Raw genomic sequence first — 14548 nt, forward strand, 5'->3', positions numbered from 1 at the left:
CAGCCGAGCATGGGCTCGGCTCTACAAGTGCATGGCGGGACCCGCGTCAGTACAGGATGCGCGTGCGCAGCGTGCCCGGAATCGCGGCCAGCTCGTCGCGCACGGCGGCGGCCTGTTCCTCGCTGGCGGTAATGTCGATCACTACGTAGCCCACCTTCGGGTCGGTGCGCAGGAACTGACCGTCGATGTTGACGTTGTGGCGCGAGAAGATCTCGTTGACCTTGGACAGCACGCCCGGCACGTTCTGGTGGATGTGCAGCAGGCGCAGGCTGTCGGCATGCTCGGGCAGGGTCACTTCCGGGAAGTTGACCGCCGACAGGGTGCTGCCGTTGTCGCTGTAGCGCACCAGCTTGGCCGCCACTTCCACGCCGATGTTGTCCTGCGCTTCCAGCGTGCTGCCGCCCACGTGCGGAGTCAGGATGACGTTGTCGTGGCGGGTCAGCGGCGATTCGAAGATATCGCCGTTGCCCTTCGGTTCGACCGGGAACACGTCCAGCGCGGCGCCACCGACGTGGCCGCTGGCCAGGGCCGCATCCAGCGCATCGATGTCGACCACGGTGCCGCGCGCGGCGTTGATCAGGTGCACGCCCTTGCGCATCTTCGCCAGCTCGGTGCTGCCGATCATCCATTGCGTGGACGGGGTTTCCGGCACGTGCAGAGTGACGATGTCGGCGCGTGCCAGCAGGTCGTCCAGGCTGGCCGCTGCCCGGGCATTGCCCAGCGCCAGCTTGGTTTCCACGTCGTGGAAGATCACCTGCATGCCCAGCGATTCGGCCAGCACGCCGACCTGGGTGCCGATGTGGCCGTAACCGATGATGCCCAGCGTCTTGCCGCGCACTTCATGGCTGCCGCTGGCCGACTTCGACCAGCCGCCGCGATGGCATTCGGCGTTCTTCTGCGGAATGCCGCGGGTCAGCATGATCGCCTCGGCGATGACCAGCTCGGCCACGCTGCGGGTATTGGAGTACGGCGCGTTGAACACCGGGATGCCGGCCAGTTCGGCTGTGTCCAGGTCGACCTGGTTGGTGCCGATGCAGAAGCAGCCCACCGCGATCAGGCGCTTGGCCTCGGCCAGCACCTCGGCACTGAGCTGGGTGCGAGAACGGATGCCGACGATGTGCGCTTCGGCGATGCGCGCCTTCAGTTCGTCCTCGGGCAGCGCCTTGGTGTGCGCTTCGATCTGGCTGTAGCCGGCGGCGCTGAACACCTCCACGGCGGTCTGGCTGACCCCCTCCAGCAACAGCACACGGATATCCTGCTTCGGGAACGAGGTCTTCTTCGGCGACATGGGGCAACACGGCCAGTGGGACAGGGGCCGACCACTATGCCAGATCGTGCCGCCCATGGTGCAGTGCGCAATTGGTTGCATTCGTAGCTATCTGCACGGCTGCAGGGCTGGACGCTGGCGCGTGCCGCTGGCACGCTTGCCCGTTCTTCACGCACCGCGCTGGACCGTCATGACCGATTCCCGCATTGCCTCGCTGCAGCAGGCCTGTCCCGGCCTGAAGCTGAAGACCGACCCGGCCGACCTGGAGCATTACGGACGGGACTGGACCCGGCGCTGGACGCCGGCGCCGCTGGCGATCGCACTGCCGGCCACGGTCGAGGACGTACAGGCGGTGATGCGATGGAGCGCAGGCGAGGGCGTGGCCGTGGTGCCGTCCGGTGGCCGCACCGGTCTCTCGGGTGGCGCGGTGGCCGCCAACGGCGAGCTGGTGCTCAGCCTGGAACGGATGAACAAGGCGCTGGCCTACGACGCGGTCGATCGCACCCTGGTGGTGCAGGCCGGCATGGCGCTGGAAGCCGTGCACAACGCCGCGCTGGACCACGGCCTGATCTACCCGGTGGATTTCGCCGCGCGCGGGTCCTGCACGATCGGCGGCAACATCGCCACCAATGCCGGCGGCATCCGCGTGATCCGCTACGGCAACACCCGCGAGTGGATCGCCGGGCTGAAGGTGGTCACGGCCGATGGCCAGCTGCTGGAACTCAACAAGGGCCTGATCAAGAACTCCAGTGGCTATGACTTCCGCCAGCTGCTGATCGGTTCGGAAGGCACGCTGGGCGTGATCGTCGAGGCGACGGTGAAGCTGGCCGACCCGCCGCCGGCCAGCAATGTGATGCTGCTGGCCGTGCCCAGCTTCGAGGTGCTGATGCAGGTGTTCGCCGCGTTCCGCGCGCGCCTGCAGCTGCAGGCCTTCGAATTCTTCACCGACCGGGCGCTGGAGCACGTGCTGGCGCATGGTGCGCAGGCGCCGTTCGACGAGGTGCATCCGTACTACGTGGTCACCGAGTTCGCGGCCAATGACGAGGCGCAGGAAGCCGCGGCGATGGCGGCCTTCGAGGACTGCATGGGCAACGGCTGGGTCAGCGACGGTGTGATCAGTGCCAGTGATGCCCAGGCCGCCCAGCTGTGGCGCCTGCGCGAAGGCATCACAGAATCGCTGGCGCGCTACAAGCCGTACAAGAATGACGTCTCGGTGCGGATCTCGGCGATGCCGGCGTTCCTGGCTGAGACCCAGGCACTGATCGGGCAGGCCTACCCGCACTTCGACGTGGTCTGGTTCGGCCATATCGGCGACGGCAACCTGCACATCAACGTGCTCAAGCCGGACGACACCAGCGACGCCGATTTCGTGGCGCAGTGCGAGCACGTGACCAAGCTGCTGGCGCAGGTGCTGGCCCGCTTCAATGGCAGCATCTCGGCCGAGCACGGCATCGGCCTGGTCAAGAAGGGCTACCTGGACAGCACCCGCGGCCCGGCCGAGATCGCGCTGATGAAGGCGGTCAAACGCGCGTTCGATCCCGAAGCGCGGCTGAATCCCGGCAAGCTGTTCGACGCCTGAGCCGGGCAAATCCTTCACGTACCCGTTACGCTCCACGCATTCTCACAACCGGCTTCGAACCGATGACCCGTCCGCTTCTGCTGCTTGCCCTGCTGTCCCTGCCGCTGGCCGGCTTCGCTTCCAGCTTCGCTGGCACTTCGGCCGGCTCGGCCACCGGTGCGTCCTCCGGTTCGTCGGGCAGCAGCTCGGGCGATGACAAGGTGGTGCTGGCTGCGCGCGACGATGCCGCTGCGTTCGTCGCCAGCGACGGCCGGATCCGTGGCGCCCGCCTGCAGGCGGCGCTGGTCCACCTGCGCGAGCAGAGCACCGCCGCACAGCAGCAGAGCGACCTGGAACTGGCCCGCGCGCTGCTGGCGCGTTGATCCGGGCTGCATGACCTCGGCGTCATCGCTTTCTGTAGAGCCGAGCCATGCTCGGCTGAACGCCCAGCGCGCACGGATCGCAACAGCAGCCGAGCATGGCTCGGCTCTACAGTGGTTTGGGCGGTGGAACGCAGCCACGCATGGCGTGGCTCTACTGCTGATCGCCCACGTCGCGCACGCAACTGATCGCCTGCAGCTCGATCCGTCTGGTCTCGATCCTGCACAGCAGCAGCTCGCCAGCCAGACCCTGGCCGACGTGCAGTCACTGCTGCCGGAGGGCCTGCTCCGCGCTTTGCCGGCTCAGGTGCAGGTGCACTGGCGTGATGACCTTCCCGCCAAGGTGCACGGCCGCACGTTCGGCGGCCGCATCACGTTGCGCCGTGACCTGCTGGATGACGGCATGCCCGGCGCCCGCCGCGCGCGCCGCAGTGCGCTGGTGCACGAGCTGACCCACGTTGCAGACCGTGGCGGTGCGAACTGGTCGCAGAGCATGCGTTGGCGTGATCTCGCGGGCTGGCAGCGCAAGCCCTGGCACCTCGGCCGTGGCGGCAACGATTTCCATGACCGCAGCCCGGATGTCTATGAGCTGGCGAACCCGGCCGAGTACCTGGCCGTGAACGCCGAGCATTTCGTGCTCGACGGCGAGTTCGCCTGCCGGCGCCCCGCGTTGGCGCAGTGGTACCAGACGCATTTCGGAACACCGCCGTTGCTGCCACAGCCGCAGTGCGCTGCGACGCTGCCCTTGCTGCAGGCCGAATCGCAGGAGGGTGCTGCATCGCTGCTGCGCCTCGACCCGGCGCGCGTCTACGCGGTGGACTACCTGTTCGCCGAAGGCAGCGCGCAGCCGATGAGTCGTTGGGGCCACAGCATGCTGCGGCTGGTGATCTGCAAACCGGGCCGCGCACCTGGGCCGGACTGCCGCCTGGACCTGGAGTACCACCGCGTGCTGTCGTTCCGTGCCTTCGTGGGTGACGTGCAGATTTCCAACTGGCGCGGGCTGACCGGTGGCTACCCGTCGCGGCTGTTCGTGCTGCCCTTGCAGCAGGTGGTGGATGAGTACACCAAGGTCGAGCTGCGCGGGCTGCAGTCGCTGCCACTGCGGCTGGACCGCAGCGAAATCGCCAGCCTGCTCGAGCGCACCGCGCAGGTGCACTGGAGCTATGACGGGCGCTATTACTTCGTCAGCAACAACTGCGCGGTGGAAACCGCCAAGCTGCTGCAGGCCGGGGTGCCGGGGCTGGGCGAGGCCGGGCTGGCCCAGCTGAGTCCGCGCGGCCTGAAGCGCAGACTGGTGCGGCTGGGCGTGCTCGATGAGGGGGTGCTGACGGATCGCAATGCAGCACAGGCGCAGGGCTACTACTTCGCCTCGGCGCGCGACCACTACCAGCAGTTGTTCGCAGTGGCCGCGGCCCAGTTGGCCTTGCCCGCCCGTGATGTGCGCGGCTGGTTGAAGCTGCCTGCACAGCGGCGGGCACCGTGGCTGCTGCAGGGTGACCTGCGTGCCAGTGCCGGCCTGTTGCTGCTGGAACAGGCCGCGCAGCGGCGCGCCGAGCTGCGCGCACGCGATGTGCTCAAGCGGCAGCTGCTGGCCGCACCGGACAGCACTGAAACCCGCAGCCTGCGGGGGTTGCTGGAGCAGAGCGGGCAGTGGCTGCGCCCGGGGACGCTGCTGCAGGACGGTGGCTATGGATTGCCGCTGGGCGACGAGCAGGCGCTGCTGTCCGAAGCCGTGGCCACGGCCAGTGCACAGGCGGTGCCGGCGTGGCAGGCATTGCGCGCCCAGCTGCGCCAGCAGCTGCCGACCCGTCAGCGCGAGGAAATGGATGCGATCGAGGCCAATCTGGCCGCCCTCGGTGCACACCTGCGCACGCAGGCTGCCGGTACGACTACTGGCGCGGCAGTTCGATGACGAAGCGGCTGCCGCCGGCGCTGCCCGGAATGCAGTAGACGCGGCCACCGTGTGCATCGGCAATGGCCTTGACCACCGCCAGGCCGAGCCCGCTGCCGCCGCCCTGGCGCGAACGCGAGCCATCGGCACGCATGAACGGGGTGAAGATATCCGTGTGCAGTTCCGGGTCGATGCCCGGGCCCTCGTCTTCGATCGAGACCTGCACGTGGCCGGGCGTGTCATGCACTGCAATGCGCACCTTGCCCGGACTGGCATAGCGCCGCGCGTTCTCCAGCAGCGCCAGCAACGCCTGGCGCAGGCGGGTCGGGTCGCAGTGCGCGTTGTGTTCCTCGCGGCTGGTTTCCAGCTCCAGCACGAATCCGGCGGCACGGAACTGCGGGTCGACCAGGGTCATCACCGAATGCACCTCGGCCACCACGTCGGTGCGCGCGCGGCGCACGTCCAGCCGCGCATTGTCGGACAGGCTCAGCACGCGCAGATCCTCGATCAGCCGTGACAGCCCTTCGACCTGGGCCAGCAGGCTGCGGAACTGGGATTCGTCAGGCTGGAACACGCCTTCGGCCAGCCCCTGCAGGCGGCCGCGCAGGATCGTCACCGGCGTGCGCAGTTCATGGGCGATGGCGGCGTGCCACATCGCACGCTCGCTCTCCATGTGCTGCAGGCGGCGCGCCATTGCATTGAAGTCTTCGACCAGGGTCGCCACTTCGCCCGGCGAATTCTCCTCGACACTGGCACGTGCACCCAGGTCGCCGCCCGCGAGCGCACGCACGCTGTCCACCAGTGAATTCAACGGCGACAGGATGCGGTGGGCGAGACGGAACGAGGCGGCGATGGCCAGCGCCAGCCCGGTCAGGATCACGCCCACCATCCATGCCAGTTCCGGCCCGGTCGGCAGCCAGCTTTCCGGTTCCTCGGCACTGCCGGGGAAGAACTCGACCAGCACCGCGTACAGCAGCCACGACGACAGGATCATCATCACGATGACGCCGATCACCATCAGCGACATCGAAACAATGATGTGGCGGCTCAGCCCGGAGCGGCGCAGGGGGGCCATCAGCGGTCGGCCATCAACCGGTAGCCGACGCCACGCACGCTGGCTGGGACATTGACCATGCCCACTTCATCCAGCTTGCGGCGCAGCTTGCTGACATGGCTGTCGACGGTGCGCTCCAGCGCTTCGCTTTCCGGCAGGCATTCGTGCATCAGTTCGCTGCGGCTGAAGATGCGGGTCGGCGCCAGCGCCATGCAGTGCAGCAGCTTGAACTCGGTGAGGGTGAGCAGCACTTCGTGGCTGTAGCCTTCACCCTCCACGTGCACGGCGTGGGTGGCCGAGTCGATCAGCAACGGGCCGACGCGCAGCGCGGTGGGCGCGTCCATGCGTGAGGCGCGCAGCGTACGCCGCAGCACGGCGCGCACGCGCGCAGCGACCTCGGCCGGGTTGAACGGCTTGACCACGTAGTCATCAGCGCCCATCCGCAGCGCGGTCAGCTTGTCCAGATCCTGGTCCAGTGCGGTCAGCATGATCACCGGCGTCTCGCCGCGCTGGCGCAGCTGGGTCAGCACGCTCCAGCCGTCCAGGCGCGGCAGCTGCACATCGAGCAGGACCAGGTCGGGGCGGGCGCTGCGGTGCAGGTCCAGGGCGCTGTGGCCATCGGCGGCGCGCAGCGTGCGCAGTCCTTCGCGTTCCAGGTAGGCGCAGAGAATGTCGGCGATCTCGGCCTCATCCTCGACGATCAGGACGAGGGCGGCGAGGGCAGGGGAGGCATGCATGCAGGGGCGGGGCCATAAGGTGCTTGCCTCCATCGTATCTCCACAGTTCCTCCATCGAAACCCCATCATCGCCACGCAGACTGCGCGCTTCAGAACCTATCCGCCGCCTGCGCGGCATTGTGCACAGCAATGAGAACCTTCAGGACTCCGGTCGCGTTGATCGCGGCCCTCGCCTTGGCCATGACGGCCTGCTCCACCCCCGAAGCCACCCCCGAAGCGGCGCCGCGCGTCGGCGTGATCAGCGTCGGCCCGCAGGTAGTGCAGCGTGACGACGAACTGCCCGGGCGCGTTGCTGCGGTGCGCACCGCGCAGATCCGCGCGCAGGTGGGCGGCATCGTACAGCGGCGCCTGTTCGAGCAGGGTGCGGAAGTCAGTGCCGGCCAGGCGCTGTTCCAGATTGACCCGGCTGCGTTCCGGGCCGACGTCGATTCGGCGCTGGCCGCACTGCAGCGCAGCGAGGCGGCGTTGGGCCGCAGCCGCGTGCAGTCGCAGCGCCTGCACGCCCTGGCCGCCGCGCAGGCGGTCAGCCAGCAGCATCGCGACGACGCCAGTGCCGAGTACGAACAGGCCCGCGCCGCAGTGAACGAAGCGCGCGCGATCCTGTCCCGTCGCCAGCTCGATCTGCGTTACGCAACGGTCAGTGCACCCATTGCCGGCCGTATCGACCAGGCGCTGGTGACCGAAGGCGCGCTGGTGGGCGTGGCCGATGCCGAGCCGATGGCGGTGGTGCAGCAGATCGACCAGGTCTACGTTGACGTGCGCCAACCGGCGGCGCAGCTGGAGTCGCTGCAGCGCAGTGCCGCCGGTGGTGGCGAGCTGCCGGTGACGATCATCGGTGCCGCCGGCAAGCCGCTGCCCGAGCGCGGCCAGCTGCTGTTCTCCGGCATCAATGTCGATGCGCGGACGGGTGACGTGATCCTGCGCATCCTGGTCGACAACCCGCAGCGGCAGCTGCTGCCCGGCATGTACGTGCGCGCGAGGGTGCCACGTGGCGCGCCCGCCAGTGCATTGACAGTGCCACAGCAGGCGGTGCTGCGCAGCGCCGGTGGCCAGGCCTATGCCTGGGTGATCGGCGCCGACGGCAAGGCGGTGATCCGCACGCTGGAGGTGGACGGCAGCGTCGATCGCCAGTGGCTGGTGCGCACCGGCCTGAAGGCCGGGGAGAAGGTGGTGGTCGAGGGCCAGGAGCGCCTGCAGGAAGGCGTGGTGGTCGATGCGCGCGACTGGCAGAAGCCGGTCGCCAGCGCCGGTGCGGTGCAGGCCGGCAGCAAGGGCTGAGCCTTTCCCCGGCCAGCCCCTCCAGGAAAATCCAACATGGCACGTTTCTTCATCGATCGCCCGGTATTCGCCTGGGTGCTGGCGATCTTCATCATCCTGGCCGGCGTGCTGGCGATTCCGCGCTTGGCCGTGGAGCGCTATCCGGCGGTCGCGCCGCCCAGCGTCAGCATCTATGCCAGCTACCCGGGTGCGAGCCCACAGACGTTGAACGATGCGGTGGTCGGCCTGATCGAGCGCGAGCTGTCCAGCGTCAAGCACCTGCTGTATTTCGAATCGTCGGTGGACACCTCCGGCGAAGCCTCGATCACCGCCACCTTCAAGCCCGGCACCAATCCGGAGCTGGCGCAGGTGGACGTGCAGAACCGGATCAAGGCGATCGAGCCACGCCTGCCGCGCAGCGTGCGCCAGAACGGCCTGTTCGTGGAGGCCGCCGATTCGGGTTTCCTCATGCTGGTCGGCCTGCGTTCGCCGGACGACAGCGTCAGCGAAGCGGCACTGGGCGACTTCATGGCGCGCAACATCATCGAAGAGCTGCGCCGCATCGATGGCGTCGGCCGCGTGCAGCTGTTCGGTGCCGAGCAGGCGATGCGCGTGTGGCTGGACCCGACCCGGTTGACCGGCTACGGCCTGACCATGGGCGATGTGGCCACCGCCATCGAGCAGCAGAACCTGGAGATCTCGCCCGGACGCATCGGTGATTCGCCGGGTGTTCCAGGCCAGCGCATCACCGTGCCGTTGAGCGCCGATGGCCAGCTGTCCACGCCGGAACAGTTCGCGGCGATCGTGCTGCGTGCCGGGGCCGACGGTTCGCGGGTGGTGCTGGGCGATGTCGCCCGCGTCGAACTGGGCGCGCAAAGCTATGCCTGGGGCACCCGCGAGGACGGCCATCCAGCCACCGCCGCCGGCGTGCAGCTGCGCCCCGGCGCGAATGCGGTGCGCACGGCGTCGGCGGTCCGTGAGCGCATGGCCGAACTGGCGCCGCTGTTGCCGCGCGGCGTGGAGGCGAGCATCCCGTTCGACACCGCGCCGTTCGTCAAGATCTCGATCCAGAAGGTGGTGCAGACGCTGCTGGAGGCGATGCTGCTGGTGTTCGCGGTGATGTACCTGTTCCTGCAGAACTGGCGCTACACGCTGATTCCAGCGCTGGTCGCACCGATCGCGCTGCTGGGCACCTTCGCGGTGATGCTGGCCCTGGGCTTCTCGATCAACGTGCTGACCATGTTCGGCATGGTGCTGGCGATCGGCATCATCGTCGACGACGCGATCGTGGTGGTCGAGGGCGTGGAACGGATCATGGCCGAGGAGCGCCTGCCGCCGCGCGAGGCCACCATCAAGGCGATGCGCGAACTGACCGGTGCGGTGATCGGCATCACCCTGGTGCTGACCGCGGTGTTCATTCCGATGGCCTTGTCCAGCGGCTCGGTGGGCGCGATCTACCGCCAGTTCACCGTGGCGATGGCGGTGTCGATCCTGTTCTCGGCGCTGCTGGCATTGAGCCTGACGCCGGCGCTGTGCGCGACCCTGCTGCGCCCGAACACCCATGGCCACCATGGTCGTGGTGGGCTGTTCGGTGCCTTCAATCGTGGCTTCGAGAAGATGACCGGGCGCTACCAGCGTGGCGTGGCCTCGGTGCTGCAACGAAGCGGGCGGGTGATGGGCGTGTTCGCCGCACTGGTAGTGGCGCTCCTGCTGGGCCTGCACTGGTTGCCGGGCGCATTCCTGCCGGAAGAGGATCAAGGCTATTTCATGACCTCGATCCAGCTGCCGGCAGAAGCCACCGCCGAACGCACGCTGGCGGTTGTCGAAGCGTACGAGCGGCACGTAGCCTCGCGCCCGGGCATCGGCTCCAACCAGTCGATCCTTGGCTACAGCTTCTCTGGCTCCGGCCCGAGCGCGGCGCTGACCTACACCATGCTCAAGGACTGGGGCGAGCGTGCAGGCGCCACCGCGTCCGGCGAGGTGGAGGCCGCGCAGAAGGCGATGGCCGCGATTGCCGAGGGCGAGGTGATGAGTGTGATGCCCCCGGCGATCGACAGCCTGGGCCGTTCGTCCGGCTTTTCGCTCGCCCTGCAGGCGCGGACCGGGCAGAGCCAGGCCGAACTGCGCGCGGCCCTGCAGCAGCTGCTGAAGCTGGCCGAAGGCAGCCCGCTGCTGTCGGAAGTGCATGCCGATGGCCTGCCGGCCGGCACCAGCGTGCGGCTGGACATCGATCGCGCCAAGGCCGAGGCGATGGGCGTGGGCTTCGAACACATCAGCAGCACGCTGTCGGCGGCAATGGGCTCGCAGTACGTCAATGATTTCCCCAACAAGGGCCGGTTGCAGCAGGTGATCCTGCAGGCCGATGCGCCGCATCGCATGGAACTGGAGGATGTGCTGAAGCTGTACGTGCGCAACAGCGAGGGTGGCATGGTGGCGCTGTCCGAACTGGTGACGCCGCACTGGACCGAGGCGCCGTTGCAGCTGCAGCGCTATCTGGGCTTCCCGGCGCTGAACCTGTCCGGCGCCCCGGCCTCCGGCGTGTCGACCGGCCAGGCCATGGCGGAGATGGAACGGCTGGCCGAGAAGCTGCCGTCCGGCTTCGCCCTGCAGTGGACCAGCCAGTCGTTGCAGGAGCGTGAGTCGGGGGCGCAGGCGCCGTGGCTGCTGCTGTTGTCGATGCTGGTGGTGTTCCTGGTGCTGGCGGCGCTGTACGAGAGCTGGTCGATTCCGCTGGCGGTGATGCTGGTGGTGCCGTTGGGCCTGCTCGGCGCGGTTGCCGCCGTGTTGTTGCGCGGCATGCCCAACGACGTGTTCTTCAAGGTCGGCATGATCACTGTGATCGGGCTGTCGGCGAAGAACGCGATCCTCATCGTCGAGTTCGCGCGGCAGCTGCAGCAGCAGGGGCGCGGACTGGTCGAGGCGGCACTGGAGGCGGCCCGCCTGCGCCTGCGGCCGATCGTGATGACCTCACTGGCGTTCGCGCTGGGCGTGGTACCCCTGATGCTGGCGCAGGGTGCGTCGAAGGAGACGCAACAGGCGATCGGAACCGGCGTGTTCGGCGGCATGGTCAGTGCGACCGTGCTGGCGGTGTTCTTCGTGCCGGTCTTCTATGTAGTGGTGCAGGGCGCGCGGCAGTGGATCGCGCAACGCCTGCGCAGGCGCCGGCTGATGCCGGGAGGAACCGTGGATGGAACGGAACATCGTTGAAGACCTGCATGAGCAACAGTTGATGGCGCTGGAGCAGCGCCTGTGCGCAGCGCTGGTGGAAAATGATCACGATGCGTTGAACGCGCTGGTATCGCCGGCCTTGTTCATGATGGACGGCCACGGCGGCCGCATGCTCGATCTACCGTGGCTGGGGGACTGGCTGGCCGGCAGCCTGCAGGTGCGCAGCCTGCAGCTGCGCGCGGTGGAAACGCTGCTGTGTGGCCGTCTGGCGTTGCTGTCCAGCGACGTGCGCTTGGCGGTGTGCCGGCACGGCCGGGAGAGCGAATTGAAACTGCGCTTGCTGCGGGTCTGGACCTGCAGTTCCGGCGGCAGCGGTGCGCAGCTGTTGTCGATGGCGGTGCTGGCCGCATGAGCGCGGTCAGGCCGCTTTCAGGCCCCGCTCACCGGCAGGTGGTAGGGTCGGAAATCTCTGTAGTGTCGACAAGGAGTCGAGCCATGCGTGTAGTTCCCAGTCTGTTGGCAGCCTCCCTCGGGTTGGTCCTGGCCGCGTGCCAGCCAGCCCAGGCACCCGCCGCGGGCGGCACTGATGCCGCGCCGCCGGCCGCGCCCGAACCGGCCGCCGGCGGCGGTACCGGCAGCGAGACCACGTACCAGTGTGGTGATCTGGGCGTGCGCGCAACCTTCAATGGCGAAGATGCGGCTACGGTAGTGATCGGCGAACGTACCTTCGCCATGACCTCCGAGCGTGCGGCGTCGGGCGCCAAGTACGGGGATGGCCAGGGCAACAGCTTCTGGACCAAGGGCAGCGACGACGGCCTGTTGAGCCTGAAGGGCGAGGCCGATCGCGAGTGCCATGCGGTGGAAGCCGCCGAAGGCGATGGCAGCGCCGGCAATGCCGCGTTCCGTGCCACCGGCAACGAACCGGGGTGGCTTGCGGTCGTAGATGGCGACACGCCGGGCCTGCAGGTGGAAGTCGATTACGGCGAGCGCCGCTTCGATGTGGCAAAGCCCACCGAAGGCGCTGACGGCTGGAGCGGCAAGGCGTCCGACGGTACCGACGTCAAGCTCAGCTTCCAGCGCACCACCTGCCAGGACGACATGAGTGGCGAGGCGTTCGATGCCAAGGTGAACCTGACCATCGGCACCCGCCAGTATCACGGCTGCGGCAATTTCGGCGCAAAGCAGCCGTAAGCCATCCGTAGAGCCGAGCCCACGCTCGGCTCTACATCATTGAGCGGTCAGCCCTCGCAGGGCTTCAGGTCGAGATCGAAGTCCAGGTCATAGCGGCTGTTGATCCCGATCAGCGCTTCGCGGATTGCACAGTCACCGCGATGACGCGCGACCAGATCGGTGAAGATCTTCTCGCGGCCTTCGCAGTACTTCGCGCTGGCCTCTTCCAGTTCGCGGCGACGCTCGTCGTCGTAGGGTTCTTCACCCGCAAAGTGCTGGCAGGTGTTCTCGCGCGCAAGGAAGGCCTGCACGTCGGTTGGCATTGCACAGTAGATGCGTACGTCGTCGACGTCGTACACATCGCCTGGGACCGGACAGCCAGCGGCTGCACGTGCCTTGTCCAGCGCTTCATCGCCCGAGGACAGCCCGGCAGAGGGCTCCGCTTCGGCGGTGGCCTCCACGGCGGCCGGTGCGTCCACCGCCGGTGCTGCCGTCACCGCCGGTTCGGCCGGCGCGGGTTTCGGCGCGGCATCGGTAGCATTGTCCGCTGCCTGCGGCGAGCACGCCGCAAGCAGGGACAGGCAGCCGATCAGCGCAAGGCGCTTAGTCGGCACGGCCAGCGAATTCGCCGGTGGCGGTGTTCACCAGCACGCGTTCGCCGTTGACGATGTACTCCGGCACCATGATTTCGATGCCGGTGTTGAGCTTGGCCGGCTTCGGGCGCTTGGTGGCGGTGCCACCCTTCAGTTCCGGCGGCGTCTCGATCACTTCCAGCACCACCGAGGCCGGCAGCTGGATCGCCACCGGCTGCTCGTCGATAACCTGCACGTAGATACCGGTCAGGCCGTCGGTGATGTAGCCGGCGTCGTCGCCGATCACGTCCGCGTCCAGGGTGTACGGGGTGTAGTCCTCGTCATCGAGGAACACGAACGCGTCGCCATCCTTGTACGAATAGGTGGACTGGCGGCGCAGCAGTTCGACTTCGACCAGGTTGTCGTCGGCATCGAAGCTGGCATCGAGCTTGTTGCCGCCCGGCACGCTGTACATGATGAAGCGGAAGCGGACGTTGCCGCCGCGACCCTGCGGCGAGCTGCGCTCGATGTCGCGGATCTGGTACACGCCGTTGTTGTACTCGACGACGTTGCCCTTCTTGATGTCGTTGGCTTTCATGGTGATCTAGGTCGTTGGGGGAGGGTGCCGTCCCGGCGCCCGGGGGGAATCACTTCGGAGCGAGGCGGGTAGCGCCGTCCAGGCGGATGGTCTCGCCGTTGAGGTAGGTATTGCCGAGGATGAAGCCGACCAGGCTGGCGAAGTCTTCCGGCTTGCCCAGGCGCGACGGGAACGGGATCGAGGCGGCCAGCGACTGCTGCACGGCTTCGGGCATGCCATCGACCATCGGCGTCCAGAACACACCCGGGGCGATGGTGTTGACGCGGATGCCGAAGCGCGACAGTTCGCGCGCCATCGGCAGCGTCATCGACACCACGCCGCCCTTGCTGGCGGCATACGCGGCCTGGCCGATCTGGCCTTCATAGGCGGCGATGCTGGCGGTGTTGATGATCACGCCGCGCTCGCCGTCGGTGCCTGCTTCGTTGTGCTGCATGCGGTTGGCTGCGGCCTTGGCGACGTTGAAGCTGCCGACCAGGTTGACCATCACCGTGCCCTGGAAGCCGGCCAGCGGCATCGGGCCTTCTTTCCCAAGCACGCGGCCGGCGCCGAGGATGCCGGCGCAGTTCATCGCCACGTTCAGGCCACCGAGGAAATCGTGGGCCTGGTCGATGGCTGCCGAGACGGCCGCTTCATCGCTGACGTTGACGTTGAAATAGCGGGCATTGTCGGCACCCAGATCGGCAACGGCGGAGGCGCCCTTGTCGTCGTTGAGGTCGAACAGGGCCACCTTGCCGCCCTGGGCGACGAGGTGCTGGGCCACGGCCAGGCCGAGGCCGGAGACGCCGCCAGTGATCACGGCACGTACGGAAGACAGCTGCATTGAACGGTCCTGCAGGTTCGAGAACCGCCGATTCTAACGGAAGCCGTGACCGCCGCTGTTGTGCACTGCGCCGCCG

General features: G+C 67.9%; 13 protein-coding genes. 7 read left to right on the forward strand and 6 right to left on the reverse strand.

Translation table 11 applies throughout. From position 1 onward, the window contains the following. Positions 1–46: 46 nt before the first annotated feature. Positions 47–1288, reverse strand: coding sequence for a phosphoglycerate dehydrogenase (gene serA / locus CCR98_RS09600; RefSeq protein ID WP_087922412.1), 1242 nt, complete (start codon positions 1286–1288; stop codon positions 47–49). A 169-nt stretch (positions 1289–1457) separates the two neighbouring features. Between serA and CCR98_RS09605 the strand changes: the two genes are divergently transcribed. The 3 genes from CCR98_RS09605 to CCR98_RS09615 all read left to right on the forward strand — a co-directional run bounded on the left by CCR98_RS09605 (position 1458) and on the right by CCR98_RS09615 (position 5117). After that, positions 1458–2846, forward strand: coding sequence for an FAD-binding oxidoreductase (locus tag CCR98_RS09605; RefSeq protein WP_087922413.1), 1389 nt, complete (start codon positions 1458–1460; stop codon positions 2844–2846). Between the two features lie 62 nt (positions 2847–2908). Further along, complete coding sequence (locus CCR98_RS09610) at positions 2909–3208, forward strand: DUF2388 domain-containing protein (RefSeq protein WP_087922414.1); 300 nt, start codon at positions 2909–2911, stop codon at positions 3206–3208. A gap of 145 nt (positions 3209–3353) precedes the next feature. Next, positions 3354–5117, forward strand: a complete 1764-nt coding sequence (locus tag CCR98_RS09615) for a DUF4105 domain-containing protein (RefSeq protein WP_087922415.1) — start codon at positions 3354–3356, stop codon at positions 5115–5117. Here the strand turns inward: CCR98_RS09615 and CCR98_RS09620 are convergent. Together CCR98_RS09620 and CCR98_RS09625 are read right to left on the reverse strand one after the other, a co-directional pair. After that, positions 5095–6171: an ATP-binding protein gene (locus tag CCR98_RS09620; RefSeq protein WP_075674586.1), complete on the reverse strand. Its 1077-nt coding sequence runs from the start codon at positions 6169–6171 to the stop codon at positions 5095–5097. The two genes, CCR98_RS09615 and CCR98_RS09620, sit on opposite strands and share 23 nt — an antisense overlap. Then, on the reverse strand, positions 6171–6887 hold the full coding sequence (locus CCR98_RS09625) for a response regulator (RefSeq protein WP_198361075.1): 717 nt from the start codon (positions 6885–6887) through the stop codon (positions 6171–6173). Before CCR98_RS09625 ends, CCR98_RS09620 begins: the two co-directional genes overlap by 1 nt. A 129-nt stretch (positions 6888–7016) precedes the next feature. Here CCR98_RS09625 and CCR98_RS09630 point away from each other — a divergent pair, with 129 nt between their 5' ends. The 4 genes from CCR98_RS09630 (at position 7017) to CCR98_RS09645 (ending at position 12503) form a co-directional block, all read left to right on the forward strand. Continuing rightward, positions 7017–8165, forward strand: a complete 1149-nt coding sequence (locus tag CCR98_RS09630; protein ID WP_087922417.1) for an efflux RND transporter periplasmic adaptor subunit — start codon at positions 7017–7019, stop codon at positions 8163–8165. A 36-nt stretch (positions 8166–8201) separates the two neighbouring features. Further along, positions 8202–11351, forward strand: a complete 3150-nt coding sequence (locus CCR98_RS09635) for a multidrug efflux RND transporter permease subunit (protein WP_087922418.1) — start codon at positions 8202–8204, stop codon at positions 11349–11351. Next, complete coding sequence (locus CCR98_RS09640) at positions 11332–11724, forward strand: nuclear transport factor 2 family protein (RefSeq protein WP_087922419.1); 393 nt, start codon at positions 11332–11334, stop codon at positions 11722–11724. Before CCR98_RS09635 ends, CCR98_RS09640 begins: the two co-directional genes overlap by 20 nt. Before the next feature lie 83 nt (positions 11725–11807). Then, positions 11808–12503, forward strand: coding sequence for an MliC family protein (locus CCR98_RS09645; RefSeq protein WP_087922420.1), 696 nt, complete (start codon positions 11808–11810; stop codon positions 12501–12503). A gap of 47 nt (positions 12504–12550) precedes the next feature. Here the strand turns inward: CCR98_RS09645 and CCR98_RS09650 are convergent, their stop codons facing one another. From CCR98_RS09650 to CCR98_RS09660, 3 genes are read right to left on the reverse strand one after another with little or no spacing between them, the layout of a single operon-like run. Further along, entirely contained in the window at positions 12551–13096 is a 546-nt protein-coding gene (locus CCR98_RS09650; RefSeq protein WP_087922421.1) for a hypothetical protein, read from the reverse strand. Next, positions 13086–13652 (reverse strand): elongation factor P-like protein YeiP, encoded by a 567-nt coding sequence (gene yeiP, locus CCR98_RS09655; protein ID WP_005409468.1) that lies wholly within the window; start codon positions 13650–13652, stop codon positions 13086–13088. Before yeiP ends, CCR98_RS09650 begins: the two co-directional genes overlap by 11 nt. Positions 13653–13701: 49 nt before the next feature. Next, positions 13702–14472, reverse strand: a complete 771-nt coding sequence (locus CCR98_RS09660; protein WP_087922422.1) for an SDR family oxidoreductase — start codon at positions 14470–14472, stop codon at positions 13702–13704. Positions 14473–14548 lie beyond the last annotated feature (76 nt).

Origin of the sequence: Stenotrophomonas sp. WZN-1 (genome assembly GCF_002192255.1) — a bacterium.
GTDB lineage: Bacteria > Pseudomonadota > Gammaproteobacteria > Xanthomonadales > Xanthomonadaceae > Stenotrophomonas.